The sequence below is a fragment of the Legionella spiritensis genome (assembly GCF_900186965.1).
Classification (GTDB): Bacteria; Pseudomonadota; Gammaproteobacteria; order Legionellales; family Legionellaceae; genus Legionella_C; species Legionella_C spiritensis.
On record NZ_LT906457.1, the window covers coordinates 2,794,069 to 2,818,353 of the forward strand.

Here is a 24,285-nt window from a genome sequence, read left to right on the forward strand (position 1 = left end):
TCTATGGATTTTTCTCTTTATCTGTTTTTTGCCGCAGTCATCTTTTGCTTCTTTATGAATTGGGGTGTTGGTGCTAACGATTTGGCCAATGTGATGAGTACCACTATGGGCTCCAAGGCTATTACCGTTCGTCAGGCCATGATTATTGCCATCCTGTTTGAATTTGCCGGTGCCTTTTTAGGTGGGCAAGGTGTCACAGAAACCATGCGGGACGGTATTATCAACACCAGTCAATTGTCAGATCAACCGATTATCCTTGTGGAAGGCATGCTCAGTGTTTTAATGGCCTGTACCATCTGGATGAATCTGGCCAGCTATTTAGGTGTCCCGGTTTCCATCACCAACGCGCTGGTGGGTTCCATGGTCGGTTTTGGTGTCGTTGTACTTGGACCTGACGCCATTCAATGGCGCCAGGTTTATCACATTGCTATCGGTTGGGTCACATCGCCGCTCATCGCGGGAATTACAGGGTATTCATTATTCATCAGTATCCAGCAAAGTATTTTTGTTAAAAGCGATCCCCTGGAAAAAGCAAAACTTTATATCCCCATTTATCTTTTTCTGGTCGGCTCCGTATTATCTTTTATTACGGTCTTTAAAGGATTGAATCATTTTGATATTCATCTGAATTTAAAACAGGATCTTGCCGTTACACTGGCGACCAGTATTACCATCACGATCATAGGTATGATTTTCATCCGCCGTATTCCGGAAACACCAAGGATCAGGCGACGGGAGCGTTTTTTACAGGTTGAAAAATATTTTGCCGTCCTTATGGCGCTTACGGCCTGTGCCATGGTTTTTGCTCACGGTTCCAATGATGTCGCCCTCGCGGTGGGGCCATTGACTATTGTCCACAGCCTGGTTATCCATGCCAATCAACCGTTTGATCCTGATAAATACCCGGCATGGATTATTTTCTTTGGTTGTTTTGGTGTCGTGGTCGGGTTTTTAATGTATGGCAGGAAAGTCATTGAAACCGTAGGCAGTTCCATTACCGCGTTAACGCCCAGCCGGGCTTTTGCAGCTACTCTCGCGGCCGCCACAACCGTTGTTGTCGCAACCAGCACGGGAATTCCGGTTTCCGCAACCCAGACCCTGGTCGGTTCGGTTTTGGGGGTAGGCCTGGCCCGAGGCATCGGCGCATTAAACCTGATTGTCATCCGTAATATCTTTATGTCGTGGATTTTAACCTTGCCGGCCGCATCATTATTAACAATCCTGGCTTACAAGATCCTGCACGCGAGCATCGGTTAGGCAGGTCGTGTTTCCTGTAGCCCGCCATGAAGGCGAAGACGAAATGCGGGATAAGGGACAATATTGAACATGAAACCCGCAATACGGCCTCAGGCCTCCTTACGGGCTACCGCTCTTTTGTAAAAGCTAGAATTCTTCCCAGATTTCCTTATCTTTATCGGAGCGCTCTGCATTATCACGAAGCGCGGCAATTCGCTTGTGCTTTTTTATTTCCTTTAATTGGGACGCGGATTTCTCGTGCTCGCTATCGAACTGGAATAAAAATTTATCTTCCGGACTGACGAAAGCCTTGTTGATATCGTCTTTACTCATAATGAATCCTGATTTACTGAACTACTTTTATTGTAATTTTATCCCGTTTTGCGATAAGTTACCATTCCTGCATAGACAAACACTAGGAATAAACGTCAATGACCATTAAAAAAGCTGAATTACACGTTCACCTGGAAGGAACTATTTCTCCGGTACTGGCGAGAAAGCTCGCTCAACGCAATCGGATCCCATTTCCAAAGCATCTGGTTTCATCCGATGAGCAAGGTTATAACCATGTCGATTTCATGGCGTTTCTAAAAGCCTATGACGCGATTGCCGCGATGATCAAAGTACCGCAGGATTATTATGATGTGACGTTTGAATACCTCAAAGCCAACGCCCTGGGCGGCGCCGTGTACACCGAAATGATGTATTCACCCGATCATGCGGAAATGACCAGCGGAATTCCTTCCAGTGAACATCTGAAAGCCATTCAGCAAGCCATAGACGATGCCTGTGAACAATATAACATCGTTGGCAGAATTATTATTACCGCAGTACGCCATTTTGGTGTCGATTCCGCAATCAAGGTTGCCAAACAAGCCATTAAAGAAGATCTGCCTTGCGTCACCGGATTTGGACTTGGGGGTGATGAAATCAATTTTCCACCCAAATTATTTGTCAAAGCGTATGAAATTGCTGTCGATGGTGGTTTGCATGGTACCGTACACGCCGGTGAGTTTGCCCCTGCCGCCGGGATGGAGGAAGCGATGGATTATTTGCCTATCGAACGTATAGGCCATGGTGTGCAAACCATTCACTCTCCGGAAACCATCGCCCGCCTCAGGGATAAAAATATTGCTCTGGAAGTCTGTCCCACCAGTAACGTAGTACTCGGTTTGTACAAAGACATACCCGCTCATCCCATTCAAAAATTGCTGGACGCCGGCCTCTCTATCAGCATCAATTCGGACGATCCTCCTTTCTTTCACACGGATTTAGCCAACGAATACCGGCAAGTGCAGCAAACATTCCAATATACGGATCAGGATATGCTACATTTTACCCGCATGGCTATTGAGCGAGCGTTTGTTGATGAACCGACGAGAGAGAAGCTTTTACAATCATTAGACGTTTAAAAAAACACGTATACAAGCAGACGGCTGATGCACTGCAACTATTTCCATTCAGTTTTGTATGGTTTTAATTCTTAAAAAACGTCTACGTCCCGCGACTTGTTCGCGGGAACCAGTGGTTCAAAGTTCAGAACGACACACTCCTGGATGCCGCGAACAAGTCGTGGCACGTAGACAATTTTAGAACCATTTGTATATCACAACCGGTCAAAACGAAATGGATGAGTACTATTACCATTTCCATTTCGTTTTGACCGGTTGGCTTGCACAGAATGTTTGTCTTTTTGTCATCCCCGCGAAGGCGGGGATCCACACTGAATCAAGCACTGAGCCACATCAGGAATGGTTTCCCGCCTTCGCGGGAATGACAGTTAACCTGTCAAAACTAAATGGAAGCAGTACTAGGTTCTGTTTTTTAAACAGGATTGATTGTCTCGTTGGAAACGCCGGGCGAGGCGCCCGACCTAGATGACCTGACCGGCTGTCGCAGCAATAACAAACAAGCATGACAACTTCAATGAAACGTCGTCCTAAGCCACATCTTCAATATACTGACGCAGCTTTTTCATGGCATTTTTTTCAAGCTGGCGAACGCGTTCCGCCGAAACGCCGTATTTATCGGCCAAATCATGCAGTGTCATTTTATCATCGGCCAGCCAGCGTTGCCGTAAAATGTCCTGGCTGCGTTCATCCAGACGTTCCATAGCATGGAATAACTGGTCGCGACCCTGCTCATCACCGCGCTCCTGCTCAATCAAGTGCGCAGGATCACTGTTGGCGTCATGAAGATAATGCGCAGGCGCCTTGAAAGCATCCTCGTCATCATCCGATCCGGACGCGTCGTAAGAAGTATCCATAGCGGCATTCATGCGCTGCTCCATGAGCAATACTTCCTCACGGCTCACACCCAAATCGTTAGCTACCGCATCCACTTCCTCGTTATTCATCCAGCCAAGTCTTGTTTTCATTCGCCGCAAATTAAAAAACAATTTACGCTGCGCCTTGGTTGTGGCAATTTTGACAATACGCCAGTTACGCAATACAAATTCATGTATTTCCGCTTTAATCCAGTGTACGGCAAAGGAAACCAGCCGCACACCCATTTTCGGGTCAAAACGCTTGACGGCCTTCATCAGGCCCACATTACCTTCCTGGATCAGATCGTTAAGCGGCAAACCATATCCCAGATACCCTCTGGCTACCCGGACTACATAACGCAAATGGGCGAGGACCAAACGACGGGCGCCGTCCAGATCGCCTTCCCGGTGATATCGCTCTGCACAATCAAATTCCTCTTCCTCAGTGAGCATGGGGATTTGATTAACACGATGAATATACGCATCAAGACTGCCTACAGGCAAATTTAAGGATGCCAATTGCAGTTGCTGACTCATACGTCCTCCTCCGGTTATCAACAGCATAACGGATTGAGATTTACATCAATCCAGGTTCCGCGAACCAAAATCTTATCCATTTATTATACATCAATTATAAGGCTCAATAGAAGCCAGTTGCCTTTTTACCGATAATCTGGCGCCTATCCAGCCAAGTATAACCGCGGTTAATACAATCAAATAAGCCTGTTTGACCGATAAACCCAACAAAGGGTAATGCATCTGATAGGACGCTGCAAGATCCTGGGCGGTAACCGCGATACTGAGCATGAAAATATTCACCAGCAGCACCGCGAAAACAGCCCCCGCCATACCATACCAAATCCCCATATATAAAAAAGGACGTACGATAAACGCGTCTGTTGCGCCAATAAGCTTTAACACCTGAATTTCCTCATACCTGCTATGAATGGCCAATCGCAAGGTATTACCGACTATTAAAACCACGGCACACGCCAGCAAAGCCATCAACGCATGCGCGGCATTCGAGGCGAAACCAAGAATCGCGTGCAGCCTTGTTACCCACTGAATATCCAGCTTGCCTTGTTCAACCTGGGACAGGGACTTTAAACGATTGAACAGCTGATCGGCCTTCAATGGCGTATCGACCGTCAATGCCGGCACAATTTCAATGACTGGAGGTAGCGGGTTTTGCGGAAGATAACGCATAATATCATTCATACCCTCCTGTTTCTGCAACTCTTTCAAACCGTCCCCGGGGGTTTTAAGGGTAGCATGCCCAACCCCTTCCACGGCCTGAACTTCAACCAGAAATCCGGTTTGCTGCTCATCCGTCAACGTTGATTTTAAATAAAGGGTAATATGCCCCCCTCGCTGCCAGCCCTCGGTTAACTGGCTTATATTGTCGGTAAAAACCCAGAAAAGAGCCGGTAGAGCCAGAGTAATGGCTATGACGACCACCGTCATCATGGTCGCGAGCGGGCGGCGACACAGAACATTGAAACTGCTGCTGGCCGCCTGCAGGTGATATGCGCCCCGGGCTTGTATGTTTTTTAGCATACCCGGCCTTCCTTCAGCATGACGATACGATGCTTCATCCCGGCAATCAGGGCCAAATCATGGGTGGCAATCAAAATACTGACGCCAACCTGATTGAATTGCGCGAATAATTTCATAATTTCTGCGGACAGACTGGGGTCAAGATTTCCCGTGGGTTCATCGGCAAGCAGTAACGCCGGCTTATGAACAACGGCTCGCGCAATACCAATTCGCTGCTGCTCACCACCGGACAGATGAATCGGTTGCATTTTTTCCTTGTCCAGCAAACCGACCATATCCAGCGCCGCATGAACGCGTTTGGCAATCATGGCAGGTTGAATACCCTGGATCTGAAGGGGCAAGGCCACATTATCAAAAACACTGCGATCATTAAGCAGATTTGGCGATTGGAAGGTAATCCCCAGACTGCTGCGATAATGAGGTATCTCTCGCTTTTTTAATAGATTCAGCCGAATACCATTAACAATCAATTGCCCGGAAGAAGGCGTTTCCAGCCTGGCAATCAGTTTCAGCAAAGTGCTCTTTCCGGCACCGGAGTGACCGGTAATAAATGCCATTTCTCCTTTTTTCAGGGAAAAATTAACCTGGCGTAATGCTTCCAAGCCGCCAGGATAGCGTTTACTAACCTGCTCGAATTCAATCATCGTTAAAAATCGCCCTGACAAATTGTGCCGCATCGAAGGGGCGCAAATCATCAATCCCTTCTCCAATCCCTAGATAACGAAATGGTATCCCTAATTCATTGGCTATGGCAAATAAAATACCGCCCTTGGCCGTTCCATCGAGTTTTGTCATGGTTATGCCGGTTACACCGACAGCCTGATTGAATTCACGCGCCTGATTCAATGCGTTTTGTCCTATACTGGCATCCAGAACCAGCATCGTTTCATGCGGCGCGTCGGCGTCGAGTTTCTTAATAACCCGCTTCACTTTTTTCAACTCTTCCATCAAATTACCCTGGGTATGCAAGCGGCCCGCCGTATCAGCGATAAGTATATCAATCCCCCGTGCTTTGGCGGCTTGTAACGCGTCAAATATCACCGAAGCGCTGTCGGCACCTGTTTGCTGGGCAATAACAGGTATCTTGTTGCGCTCGCCCCAGGCCTGGAGCTGCTCGATTGCCGCGGCGCGAAACGTGTCGCCGGCAGCCAGCATCACTTTCTTGCCTTGTGATTGAAACTGTCTGGCCAATTTGCCGATGGTGGTCGTTTTCCCGGCACCATTGACGCCTACGGTTAAAATAACAAACGGAGAATGATCAGCCGTTTGGGGAATTAAAGGTTTGCCATGTTCGGTCAGCAAAGCCTGCAAGTGGTTTTTTAACGAACCGATAACCGCCTCGCCATCCGCTAATTGACGACGTGCCAGACCGTCACTAAGTTGCTGTACTATTCTTTGGGTCGCCTCAAGGCCGATATCGGCACTCAAGAGTAACGATTCAACCTCTTCCAGCAAGGCCGCGTCAATTTCCTTCCGCCCCAGTAACAGACGCCCTAACCCTTCGCCCAGCTGGTGGCGTGTTTTGGTCAGTCCATGCTTGAATCGACTGTAAATCCCCTGCTTACTCCGCTCTGTGGAAGAATCGGAAACCGGCGTCGAAACGGACGCTGTTTCATCAACCGGCAAGTGTCCATTCGATTCCTGCTCCACAGATTGGGGAGCTGAACTGTTAGCATCCTGATTTCTTTTAAACCATTTAATCATAAGGTGTACAAAACTAGGGAAATGTGAAATTCTATCACTTTTTTTGCTTCGGAGTTAATCCATGCGATTTGCATTATTGCTTCTTTGTGCGGCGTTCACCTGTCAGGCGGCAAATGACGTTCATAAATACACTCTGGACAACGGACTTAAGGTTGTAGTGAAAGAGGATCACCGCGCGCCGGTCGCCGTATCCATGATATGGTATAACATCGGCTCCGCCGATGAGCCAGGAGGTATAACCGGTGTTTCGCACGCATTGGAACACATGATGTTTAAAGGCACGCCTCAATACCCCGCCGGCACTTTTTCCAGAACCATCGCCAACATCGGCGGACAGGAAAATGCGTTTACCAATTATGACTATACTGCTTATTTTGAAAAAATCGCTGCCAATCAATTGCCGATTGCTTTTGAGCTTGAAGCGGACAGGATGCGCAATTTACTCCTTGATAAGGACGAGTTTGCCAGGGAAATCAAGGTCATCCAGGAGGAGCGTCGTCTTCGTACCGATGACAACCCCCAGGCCCTGACCTACGAACGATATCTGGCAACCGCCCATCTGGCGGATCCTTACCATCATCCGGTAATAGGATGGATGAGCGATCTTAAAAATATGCACGTTGACGATTTAAAGTCCTGGTACCGGAGCTTTTATGCACCTAACAATGCCACACTTGTTGTCGTCGGTGATGTCAAGCCTGACAAGGTTTATGAGCTGGCTAACTTATATTTTGGCAAATTACCCAGACAGCCTGACTACATCCGTAAACCGCAACAGGAACCGCCAAGCCTCGGGCCAAAAACGGTAGCCATTAACGCACCGGCCAAGTTACCCATGCTGATGTTCGGCTTCACCGTGCCTGGCGTCAAAACAGCGGACGAAGACTGGGAGCCTTACGCGCTGGAACTGATTGCCGGAATTCTCGATGCCGGTGAAAGCGCCCGTTTTGCCAAAAACCTGGTGCGGGGAAACCATGTAGCCAGCGGTGTTGATGCTTTTTATGATCTGTATTCCCGCTACCAGACGCAATTTATTTTCTTTGGCATCCCGTCACAAAATCGCAGCATAGAAGAGATGAAAGCCGGGATTCTCAAAGAGATAAAAAAACTACAGACCGAACCCGTCAGTGTCAAAGAGTTAAACCGGGTTAAAACACAAATCATCGCCCAGAAAGTTTTTGAAAAGGATTCCATATTCGGTCAAGCCATGGAAATTGGATTACTGGAGACGCTGGGGCTGGGTTGGAAAACAGCGCAAATCTATACCGATAAAATCAACGGCGTTACGCCTGAACAAATTCAAAAAGCGGCCCAGCGTTATTTTCAACCGAAATTAATGACCGAAGCGCAATTATTTCCCGTATTACAACCTGAGGGACAACAATGAAAAAATGGCTGTGTTTATTCACTTCCCTGACTCTTTTAATTCCTGCCATGTCTTATTCCGCTTCATTCAAGGTAAAAAGATGGCAGACGGACAATGGTGCCAGGGTGGTTTTCTATGAGGCTCCGGAAGTACCGATGCTGGACATCAATATCGCGTTTGCAGCCGGATCAGCCTATGACGGCAAATCATTTGGATTAAGCACCCTGACCACACAGTTGCTTGATCAGGGCAATGGTAAACTGGACGCGTCTCAAATTGCGGAAAGTCTGGCCGATACCGGCGCACAATTTAATGCCCAGGCCAGCCGTGACATGATCATTATGCGGTTGAAAACGTTAACCAGCGAACCGGCGCTTGGTCAGGCAATGAAAACATTTTCTCTCATTGTTAACAAACCTGATTTTCCCTTGGCTGCGTTTAAACGGGAAAAAAATCAGCAGTTGGTAGCCATTGCCCAGTCCGAGGAATCTCCCGATGATGTAGCCAATAACATTTTTTTTGACAAGCTGTATCCAAACCATCCCTATGGCCACCCTGTCAATGGCACCGTTGAAAGCGTAAAAGCTATTACACCGCAACAGGTGCGCGCTTTTTATAAGCGCTATTTTACCGGCGCAAACACCGTTATTGTCCTGGTCGGAGCCATAAATGAAGAAAAAGCGCGGCAACTGGCCAGTCAACTCACGCAATTCATGCCAAAGGGTCAACCGGCTCCCGCCATTCCCAAAGCCAGGGCCCTGCCTTCTTCCGAGAACATCCATGTCAAATTTCCATCCTCGCAAACCATGCTGAGACTTGGACAGGTTGGCATCGACCACGCGGCACCGGATTATTTCCCGTTACTGGTGGGTAATTACATTCTTGGCGGCGGTTCCCTCGTTTCTCGTCTGGCTCATGAGGTAAGAGAACGACGTGGTTTGACTTATGGCGTGGTCAGTCAGTTCATGCCCATGCCGGGTGACGGACCCTTTTTAATCAGCTTGTCGACCAAAAACAGTCAGGCTCAAAAGGCGCTCGCCGTTACCCGGGAAACATTGTCCGGTTTTTTAAAAACAGGCCCCAGCGAAAAAGAGCTGGTCGCGGCCAAACAATATCTGACCGGCAGCTTTCCCCTGTCGTTAGCCAGCAATAGCAGTATTGCCGGCATGCTGCTGCGCATCGCGTTTTACAAATTACCCGACGATTATCTGGACACCTACATCGCTCACATTGAATCGGTTTCAACAGCCGACATCAAAAAAGCGTTTCAGGATCAGATTAATCCTGAGCAAATGCTTTTGGTCACAGTGGGTAACACATGAAACAGCAGATCCGTATCATAGGCGGACGATTTCGCGGGAAAAAACTGGACTTTCCGGACGTTGCCGGCTTGCGGCCAACCTCCGATCGCGTCCGGGAAACCTTGTTTAACTGGTTAATGCACGAGGTGAGAGACAAAAGGTGTCTCGATGCCTTTGCAGGCAGTGGCGCACTGGGATTTGAAGCCTGCTCTCGCGGAGCCGGCCACGTGACCTTCCTTGAACAGTTCCCAAAGGTATTTCATCATCTTAAAAAAACCCTGCCCGCCTTTGATTGTAAAAACCTGGAAGTCATCCATACCGATGCCATCCATTACCTGCAAACGAACGACTCACAATTTGATATTGTTTTTCTCGATCCGCCTTTCGCAAGTGATTGCCTGCACGAATGTATGGAAATCCTGGCTATGAGGGCGATTCTGGTAAAGGGAGGATTGGTTTATACGGAGTCCCCTGTATTGTTTACGCCTGACACGCAAAAATGGCGCGTCATAAAATCCAGACAGGCCGGGAATGTATTTTATGCGCTTTTTGAAAAAATTTAACGGCTTGAAATCGTTATACTTCTGCTTGACAAGGCGTCATCCTCCTGTTTCAATCATGGTAGTCCTCACCGATAAATAAAGCTCAGAAGATGAACAATAAGCTTGTCTTGGCTATAATCGCCGTTTTTTTGCTGTCGGGCTGTAACAGCACGTTTAAAAAACCGCCGATCAACAATCCGACAAATGACGCGAGTATCAAACTTGCGGAAGCGGCATCTTCCGTCAGCGACTCCATGCTGGAAATGGCCAAGGTGGAAAAAGTTATCAAGCCTCCCAAAAAAGATAACACGTTAACCATACCGAATGCTTACTCTCTTCAGGCCAGGGCTTCAGTGGACTGGTCCGGCCCCATTGAAGAATTGACGGCTCGCGTCGCCAAGGCAGCACATTATCGTATACGTGTTCTTGGGAAAGCGCCTGCCGTTCCTGTATTAATCAGTCTTGATGTCAAGGATGAGAGTCTGGCAGAAATTCTTAGAAATATTGATTACCAGGCCGGGAAAAGAGCCAGTCTTCACGTTTACCCTAACAGTCAGGTTGTTGAATTGCGCTATGCTAAAATATATTCCTAAACTCATTCTTGTATGTACAGCGCTATTGGCTGCCTGCTCCTCGTCAAACCAGGCGGTTATGACTGGCAACACAACCTCGCTAGCCGGTTTGCAGCAAATGTGCAACCCGAAAGGATCGGCACGCGCCACGCCATCAACGAGCAAAATCCGTGAAATGGCGCTTAAGGAAACGGCTTTAAGTCTGGGCGCACAGTCTGGATTGGCATGCGGAGCAAAAATAGTCAACGATGAATTAACCAAACATGCCCGAAATCTTGACGCCATCTACGATTTTAACTCGCTTACCCTGGAACATAATATTCTGCCTCCGGTTCTGCTCGAAGGACGAAACACCCTCAATCTGGCCGATACGCAAACCATCCGCATCTCGGACAGAACCTATAAGGTAGCGAAACAGGCACGATTTATTACCACCCCCCCAACATGGCGGCAATATCTATGGATGGATTATAAAAAACCGGAATATCCCAATGTGACTCTGCTTCCCAAAAACAAGGAAGAGCAGCGCATCTGGAAATACTACGTCACCAAGGGATGGAAGAATGGCATAGAACAGGCAAACACCATTCTGGAAGAGAGTATTGCCCGCATTAAGGAAGATTATGTCGGCATGATTCTGTATCGTAAGCTGCTGGCCCTGAACATGGTTTCCCCGCCTTACGTCTCACATACTGATCTGGGTATCACCGGCGACAGTAATGAGATACATATTGATGACCGGGTATTACGAATTACTGCGCTTCCGGGCCTGAATGTCAACAGCAAGGAATGGCGTGCCGCCGTAGCCAAGGATGAAAACGCGCTGGAACAATTCCGAAACATGGAAAAACTGGCTCAAAATGCTAAAATTGTAATCAGTGATAAAGCGTGGCAGCCTATTATAGCCCCGGTTAATTAAACCTGTCACAGAAGCTGTTGAGCCTATGTTTTACGGCTGAAAATTCGGATGATCGGTATTACTCCGAGCTTGAACTTGTTAGACCCGGATAGCAATACGGCTTTAGCTATCCCTAAAGACTTATAGTCAACGCGCGCTATTCACTACCGTTGCAATATCCGGAATTAACCCATCGTTTGAAATCAAGGTGATCGGTATGAGTCATAATAATTTAATGCCTGATGAACCAACAAGGTTCACTCCCTTATTCATGGATAAAATGCTCGAGCATGCCGAAAGTCTGGACGCATCGGACATCACCATCCAGACAGGCTCGCCAATCTATGCCGAAGTGTATGGCCGCTTGCTGAAAATTACCAATCGAAATCTGTCCAACACTGAACTGGGCGATTTGATTAATTCCATTTATGGCCCTAATGCCACCACGCAGCTTCTTTCAGGAAAAGACATTGACACGCACTATGAATTTCGTCCTAACCGTGGCGTTCGTTATCGTTATCGGGTTAATGCTACCTCTTGCCTGGTTGAAGGACACGACTCCATTCAAATTACCCTGAGAACTATTCCAACAACCCCTCCCAAACTGGAAACGATGGGGTTGCCGGATAATATCATTGAAGCCATTGCCCCCCAGGAGGGCATTGTGTTTATAACCGGTGCAACCGGCTCAGGAAAATCAACATTACTGGCTTCCATCATCCGCGAACTGATTGAGACGGAAGATTCTAACCGTAAAGTACTGACTTATGAAGCGCCGATTGAATTCGTTTATGATGAAATCGAAACCGTTTCCGCCATTGTCAGTCAATCCGAGATCCCACGCCATCTCCCTGATTTCGCAGATGGCGTTCGTAACGCCCTGAGGCGCAAGCCTCGCCTGATTATGGTGGGTGAATGTCGGGATGCTGAAACCATCAGCGCCGCACTGGAAGCCGCATTAACGGGCCATCCGGTTTACACCACACTTCATACATCCGGTGTCGCTGAAACCATGCGCCGTTTGGTGACGTCTTTCTCAGGTGAAGAAAGACTGGGTCGAACCATTGATATTCTGGAAACCATCCGTTTATGTATATGGCAAAAACTTGTACCCACCGTTGACGAAAAACGAGTCGCATTACGCGAATACCTTGTTTTCAATGAAGAAGTGCGGGATATTTTACTGGAAGGTGATCCGAATGAAGTCACGTCCACAACCCGTAAACTGGTACGTCAGTATGGCCAGTTAATGACAGCGGATGCCAAAAAGAAATTTGAAGAAGGCATGATTAGTGAACGGGTTTACAAGCTGATTGTCGCGGGAAGCAAAGAATACCAACGATAAGTCGCGGATCCGTTGTCAATTTATTTTGATTGGCAGGTTGGGTTGCTCATTGTAACCTAACCTGCCAATTTTCCAGATCGTATATCTGCGTTTTCAAAGCGCACAGCCGTAATAAATCCTATTCTCCAGCCGGTGGGCTACTTGGCGTTGCCTCCGGGGTTTTACCACCTTTGGCACTGGCTTCACCGCCTTTACCGCCACCTTTCAGTTTTTTAGCACCGGATTCAGCCATACCTTGAAGTTTCTGATCTCTTGCAGCTCCGGCTTGTGACGTGGCCTTACCGGCACCCTCAATCTGCTGTTTACCTTCCTGTGCCCAGCCAGCCGCTTCCTGGCCAAGACTTTCACCGCCGCCAATCCACCGGAGCACCTTATCAGGAAGATAGGTAATTAAGGTAAACGCTTTCTGGACAGCGGTTAGATACATGGTGGTGTAAATTAAAATGGCGAAAAAGAATCCGTATATTCCTGCCCAACTGGTATAACCAATTTCAGTATTGATACGACCCGCTCTATCAGCACCGGGGCTATAGCCGGAAGTACCTTGATAATTGGATCCCTGATCAATGACATCTTTATAAGGTGCGCCTGATGCCGCTCCTTTTCCATAACTTTCCCACGACTCCTTACTGGATGACTCAATATTCCAGGTAGGAGCATTGGGATCACCTTGAATAAAGCTTATGGCATTGGAAAAACCGGCGTTAATGACCCATACCGACACGTAAGACAGGGCAATTCCCGAGATATAACCGATAATCATCATCGCAGGGCGCAGAAATACGTTTAACAAAATCATAATGGCCTGTTCACCTTTACCAAACGCCTCATGTCCTTCCGGATGCGTCACACCCAGAGCGACGATGGGCGCCGCGACCATAGCTTCAATAACCGCAATTAACCATGCGATGGTTCCAAAGGTAAAAATCATATACGGGAGCATGGGAATGTAATAGGCCGTCACGAAACCGATACTGACCATGGTTGCAAGCCAGGCCGCCAGCAATGGCATCACCATTGCCAGCAACGGCCCTATAAAAATGCCGAACCAGGGAATCAGAATGGTAGTGATGGAAAGAACCGTCAGAAAAATCCACAGATCGCTGGCAAAGTTAATATAATTAACCCCCATATTGGCCAGCGCGATGACCGGATTCACGTCCGGCTGCTGAATAAAGGACACGCCCGACCTGAAGATATCGGCCATTCCCAATAAAGGCAAGGAGAGAAAAGCGATCACGACGGTATTCACGATCGTTGCCATCATGTTCAGGAAGAAATTAAACAAATTACGAAGAATCAAATTGTAAAATATATCACCCAGTAACGAACCCAGACAGAAACTCCAGAATACAATTTTCACCTTGCCGCAAGGAAAATTCTGGGATTGCAGGTAAATGGTTCCCGGATTAATATCAAAATTAAATTTCATAGCAAACTGCGGGGGTTTTAACCCCGGTTGTCCAGGCAGGTTCACCAGCAGGGAATTATCTATAAACCCGTATACCGTAGAAGAGCCGGCGCCAGAGACGGCTTTATGATCCAGCGAGGTAACGTCCGGAGGATCCTGCGGCCTTGACAGAACACTGGCGCCATTAATCAGGCTAACCACATTATTCATCGGAGCCTGATTTGTCTGCATCCATTCACAAATATCCTGGTAGGGATCCTTGCACTTATTATTGCTGCCGAAACTCTTGATAATATTTTCAATTTTAAATGAACTGGAATCCAGCCCGGTATCTTTATCCGTTTTATCCGCATCCTGTAAGCTCGCTGACGACAAACGAGCCAAATCAAAAAAATAGCTGCCGGCCATTAACCAGCCTTCCGTCTGCGCCTTCTGAATGAATTGGCGCTGTGCACTGGCTGATTTGGCATCTTTGGCCTGGCGGATCAAATTAAGGGTAGGCGCCATAATACCATTATAATCGGCAACAGCCCCCTGAAACTCCGAACCGCTGAATATGGACGGTGAAGAACTGGACGCGTCGGAACCCCAGCTTACGCAAGACTGGCTAGGCCCGTCACAGGGCGACCCCGAAGCAAGGTATGGCACGCCGAATTGCTGGGTAGCAATTTTCGAGAAAGGCTGGTTGGACGAACTCGTATTAGTGCTGGTTGACCCCGTGTCCACCTGATTAATCTGAGGGTCATTATTCACCATAATTTTGGCTACCAGGGCTAAATCCAGATACATTTGCTGGATGGCGATGGCCCTGGACATTTTCGCCGTCTCGAACTCGCTGCTGGTTAAAGCCTGGCCGCCGGAGCCACCGGTAATTTCTTTTGTTTTATCAAGATCTTCGTTTGATATGGCATCCCAGGTAATTGTTCCGCATATCCCATTCAAACCAGCGTAAGGACTGTTTGTGTCAAAATTAGGCATTTTAGCAACGAAGGAAGCTTTTGCCGGATCATCGTTCTGCACGGTTACGGTGTTAACGGAATTAATAAAATCAGGAACCGCCGTTTCACAAAACTTTTTCATGGAGGCGGATGGCGTGCCGGAACAGGGGCCCGTTCCCTTGTTTTTCTGATTCAGGTACCCTTGCCGCTGATTTTCCAGTACCATTTGAATCCCCGCCATACAAACCTGGCCGGCTAAAATAGTGGATGCGCCTTTTGCCACACTGGAACCGGCTGCGGTCAGGGAAGCAATGGGATTAATCTGCGTCTGAACGATAACACCACCGCGGTTTAGGTAACTCAGCGCGGCGGTCCATACTTTATCGGCCGCGCCTACGCCCTGAACCACCACCCACATAACAAATATCTGCATCAAACAATAGCCGGATGCCTTGGGGATCAATAAGGCAAGTCCCAGGGTAGAACGCATGGGAACCCAAATGGAAGACCATTTTTGACCCAGCAATTGCCCTTCCTGGGCCGTATTCATCGTGGATACCAGGAGCGTATAAATAATGACAATACCGCCCAGTGCCAGTACCGCAGCGTTAAATACGCCGAACATGGTACCCATGATCTGACTGCCTGTGCCATGCAGCACACCATCGACAATTCCAAATATATTACCCAGAAACACCACGGAATAGTCGCTTGGGGGAGGAGCGAAACTCAAAGCCCCCGAATCCTGCGCCAAGGCAAGCAAAGGAAACAACGCGAACAACGTACCCAGTGCAAATTTTTTCATCGCTTCCCACCCATTAAGCCTTCCCTGAACCATTCTTTCAACGTACATCCAAGTTTTCGCTCTTTAATCTGGTAGTACCAAAAATGGTATCGAAAAGCCAGGGCCAGAGCTATCAGCATAACAATCATGCTAAGTCCGGCCGCCTTTAGCGAACCGTTAACAACATGATAGATTCCCCAGGAAAACAGCAACGTCGCAGCAATACACATTAATATGCTTAAACGGAACAGCGCCTTTTTCTGGGTGGCCAAATCCTTCTCGGTCACATGAAACTCCGACATGGCGTTATCAAAGGATTTCGTCGCCACCTTTTTCTGCGGTACAAATAATTTCTTAAACCCTTCCCCAAGATAGGTTGTAAATGATTTCATCCTGTCGTAGTCGGCCCATTTGCGCACATTGAATATGCTTTTTATTACAGTGGCTATTCTTGAAGAAGACTGATTTTTCATAAAATTTACTTTTCTATAATAGACTTTTACACTTCATATTATACTATAGTAGTTAGAAGAGGTGTCGTCTATCAATTATTACCACCGTAAAAAAAGAGTAAAAAATGCCTGACTTAAGCCACGAAGCGTCCGCACAATACTGGTTTGAATACGTAGATCCCATGATCTATCGGGTTATAACTTTTATGGAAAGCGTGGAAAACTGGACGCCGGACGACGATCCGACGTTCGAGGAAGCTATGAACCGATTGGGCAAGGAACTGGATGATATTGAAAAAATTGATATGGGGATGCTTGCGCGGGAAGACTCGTTTATCCGCCTGGTCGGTAATATCAAATCCGGCCGAGGCCTTCGTCTGCTACAGGCCATAGACACCATTCATCCCGGAAGCGCCTCGCGTATTTTGATTCATGCCGAGGAAAATAGTACCGGCAGCCATGATCCGGCCGGTTTTTTTCTGAAACGAAATATCACGTTTGAACGACTGCGCCTGCTTGGGCGAGTTTTTTCCGAATACCGTCTGAAACTTGTTGCACGCGCACTTGAAGGGGAGGAATGATGAGTAGAAAGAAGTTACATCGCAAAATATGGCCCGGATTACTGCTGTTGGCTTCCACAACCGCTTTTGCCCAAGGCCCCTATGACCCAAACAATACTCAAAACAGTCTGGATAATATTAACCAGTACCTGCTTAACCTTGGTGAGTACCTGGGATACGACTTGACTAATTTTTGTCCTCAGACAGGGGGGGCGTGCAACGCTCAGCAAAACAGGGCCGGTTTCACCAATTTTCTGTTAAACGCGGCGACCGCTTCCGGAAATGAAGTCAATCTGATGGTCAGCGTACTCGGCGCTCTCCTGCCCACTCAAGCCTCAGGAGGCTCCGGAGAAAATCAGCAAACATTTCAACTCCTGCCGAACACCGGCAGCAACCTGGCTGATTACGCTAATTTTTTTACCAATTATGCTAATAAAACATTCCCGCAATACAGCAGCCCCTCATCCAGTACCGTATCGGTATCCAATTTAATTGATCAGCAACCGTACCAAAACGATCCGGTCAGCCAGGCTGTCCTCAATATTCTCTCCACACCGGACGCAAGTTATTGTACCAATCCTGGCAACGGTTATTTTTACCCGTGCTACACGGGTGAAAACAATTCCAATAAAAACGGAGGAGGCCCCATACTTTCCGAGTATCAGGTCATGATGAACGTTATCGGCGAACCACCTCCGGCAACCGGTTATTACCCTCTGCCGGCCAGTAATCAGCAACTTGTGTCACAACTTAGCAGTGACAGCTTGCTTGGTCCGTTGATGTTTAACACCGCGAGCCAAACGAATAATTCAACGTCCAATTCATCTACGACCGGCTTGACGGCAAATAATCAGATCCAGCAGGCCGCCAATTTTATTCGTTATGCGATTGGCTCCGTCGCGCCATTGGTCCAGGTCAACAGAAAAGCCTATGACGATCTGTATGCGCAGGCAACCAACGCGTCAGGGAAAGTATCTATTGATGAGCAAGCCAAAGCAAAAACACAACTGTCCAATTATCTGGCGAATCTTCGGGTGTATGCCGCACAAACTTCCGTGGGGATCAGTAATCTGTATTACATTCTGTCCAAACGTATGCCGCAAAACTCCGCATCACAATCCAATCAGCAAACCAGTCAGCAATTAAGTGAATTTCAAATGGCCACATGGCGTCTGTATTCACCCAACAGCCAAAATAACAACCAGCAATGGATTACTCAAATCAACCAGGCGTCTTCCGCCACCGTACAAAAGGAAATCGCCATTCTGCTTGCGGAAATCAACTATCAATTGTATTTAAACCGTCAGCAACAGGAGCGATTATTGTTGACTGAATCCATATTACTCCTCCAAAACAGCAAGGGTACACAGCCTAACGAGAACTTTGGAGCAACAGACGACAGTGATAGCGATTAATCATCAGGTTCCTGATGCCTGCTGATCGCTGATTCTGTCCTGTTGTTAACAAAACAGAAGATCGGGCACCTCGCCCGATCTTCCTGATCTGACCCGCTCTCGCGGCAATTACAAATAAGCAAAACAACGTCAATGAAACGGAGCCTGGTACTGTTTCCATGTAATTTTGACAGGTTAACTGTCATTCCCGCGAAGGCGGGAAACCATTCCTGATGTGGCTCAGTGCTTGATTCAGTATGGATCCCCGCCTTCGCGGGGATGACAAAAGACAAACATTCTGTGCAAGACAACCTGTCAAAACGAAATGGAAATGGTACTAGACAGCATCAACCAACGAAGGCAGGTACTGATGTATCGCTTCTTCAAGTTTGGCCAGGACAGCATCCACCGTCACTAAGTGCATGGTATCCTTGCCATGAGCGTGGGTTCCCCAGACATTCGTTTGTTCGGTTTGTTTCAACACTTGAACGACAGCTTGCGGGTAGCAATCAACGGCCAGATTCCGGAATAAATAGGGGCCGGACACTTCGGAGCTGGTGACAGCGTGAAGCGCCACAACCGGAGTTCCCACCGCCGTTGCCATGTGTGAAGGGCCTGTATCCGGACAGAGCATCAACTGAGACAGGCTGATAACGGCCAACAGTTGTTTGGGTTTGGTTTTTCCAACCAAATCCAGACAGTCAACCTGAGCAAGAATGGCATCGGCCAGCATGCGATCATAATCGCCCGGTCCGCCAGTCAGGACTGTTTTCATACCCCAGCGACGCGCGGCTTCCCGGATAACCTCAACGTAACGCTCCACCAGCCAGCTACGCTCCGGTTTGCTGGCCGCCGGGTTAACCAACAATATGGGTCCCTCATTAGGAAGCCTGTCACGAGCCCATTGATAATCTTCTTCACGGATTGGTAAATCCCATCGTAAATCCATATCGGAAAGACCCAATGCGCGGGCAAATTTTAGAAAGCCATCAAGCGTGTGATCGTTTCCGGGAGGGATAGTCTCGTTAATAAATAACCCGTGTCCATCCTTGGCACGTAAACGGTCATAACCTATTTTACGTCTGGCACGCACAAACGGATAAAGCAAATTCGCTCTAAAACTCGCTTGTGACGCCAGGAGGACATCAAACAATTTCCCTTTCAATTGCTTCCTGAAGCGCCAATAATCTGCCACAGAATCCGGCTTGGGAATAACGATAAACTCAACATTATCCATATCCTCAACCAGATCATAGGCAGGCCGCGAGATAACCCAGGTGATCCTCGCTTTCGGAAAACCGGCCTGCAAAGTCCTTATCAAGGGTACTGCCATCAATACATCCCCCAATGCCGAGAGACGGACTATACAAATGGAATTAATCATCTTGCAAAATAAAACGAGAACCGCAGTAAGGACAGGTTTCCTGTCCGGTTTTCTCAATAGGCAGATACACTTTCGGATGAGCGTTCCATAATTGCATCTCATCGGTTGGACAACTCAAAGGCAAATCGCGACGATGAACAACGTACATTTTTTCAGTGCAGGCTGGCTGCTTATTATTTTCTGACATGGTTTTCTATCCTCAAGAGCCTGAATCTTCTAGCCGGTTATTATCCAATATTTCTGCAATGTTTGCCACGATATCGCTTGCGACCCCTTGTTTATCGCATGAAAAATAAGTCCCTTGCGACCAATGCCGTAACCAGGTCAATTGCCTCTTGGCGAGCTGTCTTGTCGCGGCAATACCTTTGTCGCACAGTATGTGCTCATCAAATTGTCCGGCCAGATAATCGCAAACCTGACGATAACCAACACAACGCATGGCTGGGTGTTGTGCCGTCAAGGTCCATTGATTGATTAATTGCCGCACTTCATTAACCAATCCCTGAGCCAGCATAGCCTTGAAACGTATGGCAATACGTTCATGCAGCCAGGCGCGCTCATCAGGAAACAACATCATATTAATAAATCGGTACCCATTATTCTGTGATTTTTGTCTGGCCAGAAAATACGATAAGGGCTTTCCGGTAATCCAATAAACTTCCAGGGCTCGCTGGAGACGTTGCGTATCATTGGGATGGATTCGGGCGGCAGAAGCGGCATCGATTTTTGCAAGTTCCTCGTGCATGGCAGGCCAGCCTGTTTGCCTCGCTTGCTGCAATAACCGTTCCCGAATCGTTTCATCAGCCTCCGGTAACGTTGAAAGTCCTTGTTGCAAGGCATGGAAATACATCATGGTACCACCGACTAAAAGCGGTATTTTGCCACGCTGGCGAATCGATCCAATCAGGCTGTGTGCTTCCTCGCAAAACTGCGCCGCAGAAAAAGACTCGCAAGGATCAATAATATCCAGCAAATGATGTGGTGCCCTGACAAGCTCCCTTGCATCGGGTTTCGCCGTTCCAATATCCATACCACGATAAATCATAGCCGAATCGACACTAATGATTTCCATGGGAAATAATTCGACCAGCTCACAGGCCAATGCTGTTTTACCTGAAGCGGTCGGACCCATCAGGCAGAAAATCAGTTCAGCCATCCATGAGTTCCCGACACAAACTGGCTGTCAGTAGCTTGCAAAAAGAAGTCTCTGATAACGATTTACCAGCATGTTTGCCTAAATACGCGTTCAGGATCGCTTGATCAAAACAAGGTGGTGCGCTTTGGTTGTCCACCATTATGGTTAAAAGTTGTTCAATAGAGGGCATGGGGATTGAAAATAACTGCGTCAGAAAACTGTTAATATTTAAATCAGGTATTATAACTGGTATTGAATGAATAACCAATTGATCATGATTTATCCATTCAGTCTTTAATCCTGACCGGACAAGTAATTTACAATACGCGTTGCCATCCTGAATCGACAGCGCCCTTGTCTTGTAATTTATCGGAACCAACAACGGACGAGACTCCAGTGGTAGTGGTCGGTTAAACAATTCCTCCCGCATCCAGAGCTTCTGTAACTCCGTCCAGTTCGCGAGATAAACCCGATCTGCTTCCTTGAATACGATATATTGCCTGTCGATCATCAGAACGTTGTGTTCCGGTGCATTGGTCATCAAGGTTTCCGGATCAAGACGTGATAAACCACTCATTTCGCGTACAGACCAATCCTGACGATCATAAACCGGTTCCCGCATGGCACAGGCTACAGATGCCGTCGAAGCCCTGTTGAGTGCCTGTTGTATTTGCGTCATGATAAAATCATGGACAAGGCGGGGCTGTTGAAAGCGTACTTCATGTTTGGTCGGATGCACATTGACATCCATTTGTTCCGGATCAATCGTAAAATAAAGCAAAACAGCCGGATGTTTCCCCGGATGGATAACCTGTTCGTAAGCCTGTTTAACGGCATGGTGAACCAATTTATCCTTAACCATGCGTCCATTGATATAAAACCATTGTTTGTCATTCTGGCTGCGTTGGTATTGGGGCTGACTCAACCACCCCCGCAATCCCAGACCGGCATGTTCCACATTCAGGTAAATGGCGTTCTCGCCAAATGCCTTGCCTAACAATTTTATCATTCTGGCATGAAGTGCCTGTTCAGTATGAACCTGAGGTAATTTGAGTTGCGGCTTACCATTGTGGTTCAGTTGTATAGCAATTTCCGGCGCGCTCATTGCAAATCGCCTGACCACTGATTCAATGGCTTGAAATTCGTTTTTCTCGGATTTCAAAAATTTTTTTCTGACTGGCGCGTTATAAAAAATATCCCGTACATCAATGGTCGTTCCCTGATTACGGGCACAAGGGGTCAATTGCATGGAGCCATCCACCATGGAAAGCATCATGGCATGTTCCTGTTGCGCCGGTTTTGAGCTTATCATTATCCGTGAAACGGATGCTATGCTGGCCAATGCTTCGCCACGAAATCCAAGACTGCCCAGCGCATAAATATCCGAAAGCCGGCTGATTTTGCTGGTCGCATGAGCGGCAATGGCCAAAGGCAGATCATCGGCAACTATCCCAACCCCGTTATCACTGACCTTGATTTGATTCAAACCGCCGAAACCGATATCAACAATGATGGAAGTGCTTCGCGCGTCCGCCGCGTTTTCCAGCAACTCCTTGACTACGGAAGCGGGACGCTCAATCACTTCGCCCGCAGCAATCTGATTGGCAACCTCGGACGATAACTGCTGAATTCTTACGACCATGATGAGGGAATAAACAGTCGTTGTCCTGCTCTGATCTGGCTTTTGGACAAATGATTGGCCGTTTGCAAAGCCGCAACTGACACATGATAATTGGCTGCGATCTGAGGCAGCGTTTCGCCATTTTTCACCAGATGCGTATTATTGCCCACCAATACTTCTATGCGGGAGCCATGGGGAGGATAATCCCAGAAATACCGCTTGATACCTTGAAAGATGGCCTGCGTCAATCGAGTTTGATAACGTGGATCCGTTAATTTTTTTTCTTCATGAGGATTGGAAATAAAACCGGTCTCTATCAAAATAGACGGAATATCAGGTGATTTCAGCACCATAAAACGGGCTTGCTCTACTTTATGATTATGCAGTTTGGTAATGGTATTGATATTACGTAACACACTGTTTCCCATATGCAAACTGGCGCCAATGGTTGCGGTTTGAGACAAATCGATGAGCACTTCGCGCACCAACCCGCTTTGATCATCCAGTTCTTTCAGATTAACACCACCTAACTCGGAGTAGTTTTCCTTTTCGGCAAGCCAGCGTGCCGCTTCACTGGTAGCGCCGCGCTGTGATAAGGCAAAAATGGAAGCGCCGCTGGATTGTTGATTGATAAACGCATCCGCGTGAATGGAAACAAACACGTCGGCATTATATTTTCGGGCAATCTTGAGCCGTTCTCTTAAACCGACATAATAATCTCTGTTTCTTGTCAAGACGGCACGCATCCCCGGTTGCTTGTCAATAATCCGCTTCAATTTTAACGCTATCGCCAATGTCACATTTTTTTCCTTTGAGCGCCGCGGGCCGGTTGCGCCAGGATCTTTCCCGCCGTGTCCCGGATCAAGCACGACAATGACATCTCTCAACGACCTGGAAGGAAGATGGCGTACTGTAACCGGTTTTTTTGCTGTAATAGCCGGCGTATTTGTTTTAACGACAGGCGTACCTTGATGATGATTGGCTGAAATATCCAGCGAGAATGCGTGGCTGGCACCGCCGCTCTTACTCCAGGGATTGGCGCGCAATTTAACGGCGTCCCTGACTTCAAAAACCAGCCGCAGCGTATGAGAATCAGGACGTCCACTTCGTACCAGTGTGATTAATTCCTTATTCAGGTTCAGTTTATCCAGATTAAAATCAAGATTGGCGTCTTGAAAATCAACAACCACCCGATCCGGGTTCGTTAAGGTAAACACCCGGTGTGCTACCGCATGATCGAGGGTAAAGAACAGTGAGGTTTTCCCCTTCTGTTGCTTGACTTGAATCGATTGCAATTTAGCCGCATTGAGGCATGGGATAAATATGAACAGAAAAAACAAAATACTTATTCTATTTTTCATGGTTGATCCGTCAGGCAAGATAAAACCATTTCTCCGGCACCGGTGGATGGGTACAGACTCATCGAACGCCCCTCGCCACTGATGGCCAATACCCCATGTATATCGACGCGGGGCAAGCTATGCGGCGCTCGCTCCGGCCATTCAATACAGCAAAATGCTCGTTGCGTAAAAAAATCCCTGAATCCAATATACTCCAGTTCGGTCTCATCATGAATACGATACAAATCAAAATGATGAATCTGCCAGTCTTTGTACTGGTAACTCTCCAGCAGTGAAAACGTAGGGCTTTTAACGGGACCGTCAATCCCCAACCCTCGCAAAAGAGCGCGTACGAAACTTGTTTTTCCGGCTCCGATTTCTCCGCTTAAAGTGAACACGAGAGGGAAAATCAAACAGACAGCCATTCGGGCCGCCAATTCTTCGGTCGCATTTTCGTCAGCCAAATAAAAAGTATACAT

At 47.6% G+C, this 24,285-nt stretch carries 23 protein-coding genes; 10 read left to right on the plus strand and 13 right to left on the minus strand.

The window, feature by feature from the left end:
• Positions 1 to 3: 3 nt before the first annotated feature.
• Positions 4 to 1,257, plus strand: a complete 1,254-nt coding sequence (locus CKW05_RS12675; RefSeq protein WP_058483142.1) for an inorganic phosphate transporter — start codon at positions 4 to 6, stop codon at positions 1,255 to 1,257.
• Positions 1,258 to 1,383: 126 nt separating this feature from the next.
• Here the strand turns inward: CKW05_RS12675 and CKW05_RS12680 are convergent, their stop codons facing one another.
• On the minus strand, positions 1,384 to 1,569 hold the full coding sequence (locus CKW05_RS12680) for a CBU_0585 family protein (RefSeq protein ID WP_058483141.1): 186 nt from the start codon (positions 1,567 to 1,569) through the stop codon (positions 1,384 to 1,386).
• Between the two features lie 98 nt (positions 1,570 to 1,667).
• Here CKW05_RS12680 and CKW05_RS12685 point away from each other — a divergent pair, with 98 nt between their 5' ends.
• Positions 1,668 to 2,648, plus strand: coding sequence for an adenosine deaminase (locus tag CKW05_RS12685; RefSeq protein ID WP_058483140.1), 981 nt, complete (start codon positions 1,668 to 1,670; stop codon positions 2,646 to 2,648).
• A 527-nt stretch (positions 2,649 to 3,175) separates the two neighbouring features.
• Here CKW05_RS12685 and rpoH read toward each other — a convergent pair.
• The 4 genes from rpoH to ftsY form a co-directional block, all read right to left on the minus strand.
• Positions 3,176 to 4,039 (minus strand): RNA polymerase sigma factor RpoH, encoded by an 864-nt coding sequence (gene rpoH, locus CKW05_RS12690; protein WP_058483139.1) that lies wholly within the window; start codon positions 4,037 to 4,039, stop codon positions 3,176 to 3,178.
• Positions 4,040 to 4,129: 90 nt separating this feature from the next.
• Entirely contained in the window at positions 4,130 to 5,059 is a 930-nt protein-coding gene (gene ftsX, locus CKW05_RS12695) for a permease-like cell division protein FtsX (protein WP_058483138.1), read from the minus strand.
• Positions 5,053 to 5,703 carry a cell division ATP-binding protein FtsE gene (ftsE, locus tag CKW05_RS12700; protein WP_058483137.1) on the minus strand — a complete coding sequence of 217 codons (651 nt, stop codon included), beginning with the start codon at positions 5,701 to 5,703 and terminating at the stop codon, positions 5,053 to 5,055. Before ftsE ends, ftsX begins: the two co-directional genes overlap by 7 nt.
• Entirely contained in the window at positions 5,696 to 6,763 is a 1,068-nt protein-coding gene (ftsY, locus tag CKW05_RS12705; protein ID WP_058483136.1) for a signal recognition particle-docking protein FtsY, read from the minus strand. The genes ftsE and ftsY overlap by 8 nt, the downstream gene beginning before the upstream one ends.
• A gap of 61 nt (positions 6,764 to 6,824) precedes the next feature.
• On the opposite strand from ftsY, the gene CKW05_RS12710 reads away from it, so the two are divergent.
• The 6 genes from CKW05_RS12710 to dotB all read left to right on the plus strand — a co-directional run bounded on the left by CKW05_RS12710 (position 6,825) and on the right by dotB (position 12,787).
• Complete coding sequence (locus CKW05_RS12710; protein ID WP_058483135.1) at positions 6,825 to 8,150, plus strand: M16 family metallopeptidase; 1,326 nt, start codon at positions 6,825 to 6,827, stop codon at positions 8,148 to 8,150.
• Entirely contained in the window at positions 8,147 to 9,451 is a 1,305-nt protein-coding gene (locus CKW05_RS12715; protein WP_058483134.1) for a M16 family metallopeptidase, read from the plus strand. The genes CKW05_RS12710 and CKW05_RS12715 overlap by 4 nt, the downstream gene beginning before the upstream one ends.
• Positions 9,448 to 9,993 (plus strand): 16S rRNA (guanine(966)-N(2))-methyltransferase RsmD, encoded by a 546-nt coding sequence (gene rsmD, locus CKW05_RS12720; RefSeq protein WP_058483133.1) that lies wholly within the window; start codon positions 9,448 to 9,450, stop codon positions 9,991 to 9,993. The genes CKW05_RS12715 and rsmD overlap by 4 nt, the downstream gene beginning before the upstream one ends.
• An 89-nt stretch (positions 9,994 to 10,082) precedes the next feature.
• Complete coding sequence (gene dotD, locus CKW05_RS12725; RefSeq protein ID WP_058483132.1) at positions 10,083 to 10,565, plus strand: type IVB secretion system lipoprotein DotD; 483 nt, start codon at positions 10,083 to 10,085, stop codon at positions 10,563 to 10,565.
• Positions 10,546 to 11,463 (plus strand): type IV secretion system DotC family protein, encoded by a 918-nt coding sequence (locus CKW05_RS12730; protein ID WP_058483131.1) that lies wholly within the window; start codon positions 10,546 to 10,548, stop codon positions 11,461 to 11,463. The genes dotD and CKW05_RS12730 overlap by 20 nt, the downstream gene beginning before the upstream one ends.
• Before the next feature lie 196 nt (positions 11,464 to 11,659).
• Positions 11,660 to 12,787, plus strand: coding sequence for a Dot/Icm type IV secretion system ATPase DotB (dotB, locus tag CKW05_RS12735; RefSeq protein ID WP_058483130.1), 1,128 nt, complete (start codon positions 11,660 to 11,662; stop codon positions 12,785 to 12,787).
• Between the two features lie 118 nt (positions 12,788 to 12,905).
• Here the strand turns inward: dotB and dotA are convergent, their stop codons facing one another.
• Both dotA and icmV read right to left on the minus strand, forming a co-directional pair.
• The gene (gene dotA / locus CKW05_RS12740) at positions 12,906 to 15,941 is read right to left on the minus strand and encodes a type IVB secretion system protein DotA (RefSeq protein ID WP_058483129.1); all 3,036 of its coding nucleotides are present in this window, start codon (positions 15,939 to 15,941) and stop codon (positions 12,906 to 12,908) included.
• The gene (icmV, locus tag CKW05_RS12745) at positions 15,938 to 16,339 is read right to left on the minus strand and encodes a type IVB secretion system protein IcmV (protein WP_231950601.1); all 402 of its coding nucleotides are present in this window, start codon (positions 16,337 to 16,339) and stop codon (positions 15,938 to 15,940) included. The genes dotA and icmV overlap by 4 nt, the downstream gene beginning before the upstream one ends.
• Positions 16,340 to 16,497: 158 nt before the next feature.
• Between icmV and icmW the strand changes: the two genes are divergently transcribed.
• The gene (gene icmW / locus CKW05_RS12750) at positions 16,498 to 16,953 is read left to right on the plus strand and encodes a type IVB secretion system protein IcmW (RefSeq protein WP_058483127.1); all 456 of its coding nucleotides are present in this window, start codon (positions 16,498 to 16,500) and stop codon (positions 16,951 to 16,953) included.
• A complete protein-coding gene (gene icmX, locus CKW05_RS12755) occupies positions 16,950 to 18,347 on the plus strand; it encodes a type IVB secretion system protein IcmX (RefSeq protein WP_231950603.1) in 1,398 nt (465 codons plus the stop codon). The genes icmW and icmX overlap by 4 nt, the downstream gene beginning before the upstream one ends.
• Positions 18,348 to 18,663: 316 nt before the next feature.
• Here icmX and CKW05_RS12765 read toward each other — a convergent pair whose 3' ends face one another.
• The 6 genes from CKW05_RS12765 to tsaE are packed head-to-tail and all read right to left on the minus strand — an operon-like array spanning position 18,664 to position 24,285.
• A complete protein-coding gene (locus CKW05_RS12765) occupies positions 18,664 to 19,659 on the minus strand; it encodes a glycosyltransferase family 9 protein (RefSeq protein ID WP_193392653.1) in 996 nt (331 codons plus the stop codon).
• Positions 19,660 to 19,702: 43 nt separating this feature from the next.
• Positions 19,703 to 19,897 carry a zinc-finger domain-containing protein gene (locus tag CKW05_RS12770; RefSeq protein ID WP_058483124.1) on the minus strand — a complete coding sequence of 65 codons (195 nt, stop codon included), beginning with the start codon at positions 19,895 to 19,897 and terminating at the stop codon, positions 19,703 to 19,705.
• Between the two features lie 12 nt (positions 19,898 to 19,909).
• Positions 19,910 to 20,866, minus strand: coding sequence for a tRNA (adenosine(37)-N6)-dimethylallyltransferase MiaA (gene miaA / locus CKW05_RS12775; protein WP_058483123.1), 957 nt, complete (start codon positions 20,864 to 20,866; stop codon positions 19,910 to 19,912).
• On the minus strand, positions 20,859 to 22,487 hold the full coding sequence (gene mutL / locus CKW05_RS12780) for a DNA mismatch repair endonuclease MutL (protein ID WP_058483122.1): 1,629 nt from the start codon (positions 22,485 to 22,487) through the stop codon (positions 20,859 to 20,861). The genes miaA and mutL overlap by 8 nt, the downstream gene beginning before the upstream one ends.
• Complete coding sequence (locus tag CKW05_RS12785; protein ID WP_058483121.1) at positions 22,478 to 23,827, minus strand: N-acetylmuramoyl-L-alanine amidase; 1,350 nt, start codon at positions 23,825 to 23,827, stop codon at positions 22,478 to 22,480. Before CKW05_RS12785 ends, mutL begins: the two co-directional genes overlap by 10 nt.
• Positions 23,824 to 24,285 carry a tRNA (adenosine(37)-N6)-threonylcarbamoyltransferase complex ATPase subunit type 1 TsaE gene (tsaE, locus tag CKW05_RS12790; protein WP_095140749.1) on the minus strand — a complete coding sequence of 154 codons (462 nt, stop codon included), beginning with the start codon at positions 24,283 to 24,285 and terminating at the stop codon, positions 23,824 to 23,826. The genes CKW05_RS12785 and tsaE overlap by 4 nt, the downstream gene beginning before the upstream one ends.

Excerpts from the sequence above, each read along its gene's own strand:
- CKW05_RS12675 (WP_058483142.1), top strand. The coding sequence starts at position 4 with ATGGATTTTTCTCTTTATCTGTTTTTTGCCGCAGTCATCTTTTGCTTC.
- CKW05_RS12680 (WP_058483141.1), bottom strand. The coding sequence starts at position 1,569 with ATGAGTAAAGACGATATCAACAAGGCTTTCGTCAGTCCGGAAGATAAA.
- CKW05_RS12685 (WP_058483140.1), top strand. The coding sequence starts at position 1,668 with ATGACCATTAAAAAAGCTGAATTACACGTTCACCTGGAAGGAACTATT.
- rpoH (WP_058483139.1), bottom strand. The coding sequence starts at position 4,039 with ATGAGTCAGCAACTGCAATTGGCATCCTTAAATTTGCCTGTAGGCAGT.
- ftsX (WP_058483138.1), bottom strand. The coding sequence starts at position 5,059 with ATGCTAAAAAACATACAAGCCCGGGGCGCATATCACCTGCAGGCGGCC.
- ftsE (WP_058483137.1), bottom strand. The coding sequence starts at position 5,703 with ATGATTGAATTCGAGCAGGTTAGTAAACGCTATCCTGGCGGCTTGGAA.
- ftsY (WP_058483136.1), bottom strand. The coding sequence starts at position 6,763 with ATGATTAAATGGTTTAAAAGAAATCAGGATGCTAACAGTTCAGCTCCC.
- CKW05_RS12710 (WP_058483135.1), top strand. The coding sequence starts at position 6,825 with ATGCGATTTGCATTATTGCTTCTTTGTGCGGCGTTCACCTGTCAGGCG.
- CKW05_RS12715 (WP_058483134.1), top strand. The coding sequence starts at position 8,147 with ATGAAAAAATGGCTGTGTTTATTCACTTCCCTGACTCTTTTAATTCCT.
- rsmD (WP_058483133.1), top strand. The coding sequence starts at position 9,448 with ATGAAACAGCAGATCCGTATCATAGGCGGACGATTTCGCGGGAAAAAA.
- dotD (WP_058483132.1), top strand. The coding sequence starts at position 10,083 with ATGAACAATAAGCTTGTCTTGGCTATAATCGCCGTTTTTTTGCTGTCG.
- CKW05_RS12730 (WP_058483131.1), top strand. The coding sequence starts at position 10,546 with ATGCTAAAATATATTCCTAAACTCATTCTTGTATGTACAGCGCTATTG.
- dotB (WP_058483130.1), top strand. The coding sequence starts at position 11,660 with ATGAGTCATAATAATTTAATGCCTGATGAACCAACAAGGTTCACTCCC.
- dotA (WP_058483129.1), bottom strand. The coding sequence starts at position 15,941 with ATGAAAAAATTTGCACTGGGTACGTTGTTCGCGTTGTTTCCTTTGCTT.
- icmW (WP_058483127.1), top strand. The coding sequence starts at position 16,498 with ATGCCTGACTTAAGCCACGAAGCGTCCGCACAATACTGGTTTGAATAC.
- icmX (WP_231950603.1), top strand. The coding sequence starts at position 16,950 with ATGATGAGTAGAAAGAAGTTACATCGCAAAATATGGCCCGGATTACTG.
- CKW05_RS12765 (WP_193392653.1), bottom strand. The coding sequence starts at position 19,659 with ATGGCAGTACCCTTGATAAGGACTTTGCAGGCCGGTTTTCCGAAAGCG.
- CKW05_RS12770 (WP_058483124.1), bottom strand. The coding sequence starts at position 19,897 with ATGTCAGAAAATAATAAGCAGCCAGCCTGCACTGAAAAAATGTACGTT.
- miaA (WP_058483123.1), bottom strand. The coding sequence starts at position 20,866 with ATGGCTGAACTGATTTTCTGCCTGATGGGTCCGACCGCTTCAGGTAAA.
- mutL (WP_058483122.1), bottom strand. The coding sequence starts at position 22,487 with ATGGTCGTAAGAATTCAGCAGTTATCGTCCGAGGTTGCCAATCAGATT.
- CKW05_RS12785 (WP_058483121.1), bottom strand. The coding sequence starts at position 23,827 with ATGAAAAATAGAATAAGTATTTTGTTTTTTCTGTTCATATTTATCCCA.
- tsaE (WP_095140749.1), bottom strand. The coding sequence starts at position 24,285 with ATGTATACTTTTTATTTGGCTGACGAAAATGCGACCGAAGAATTGGCG.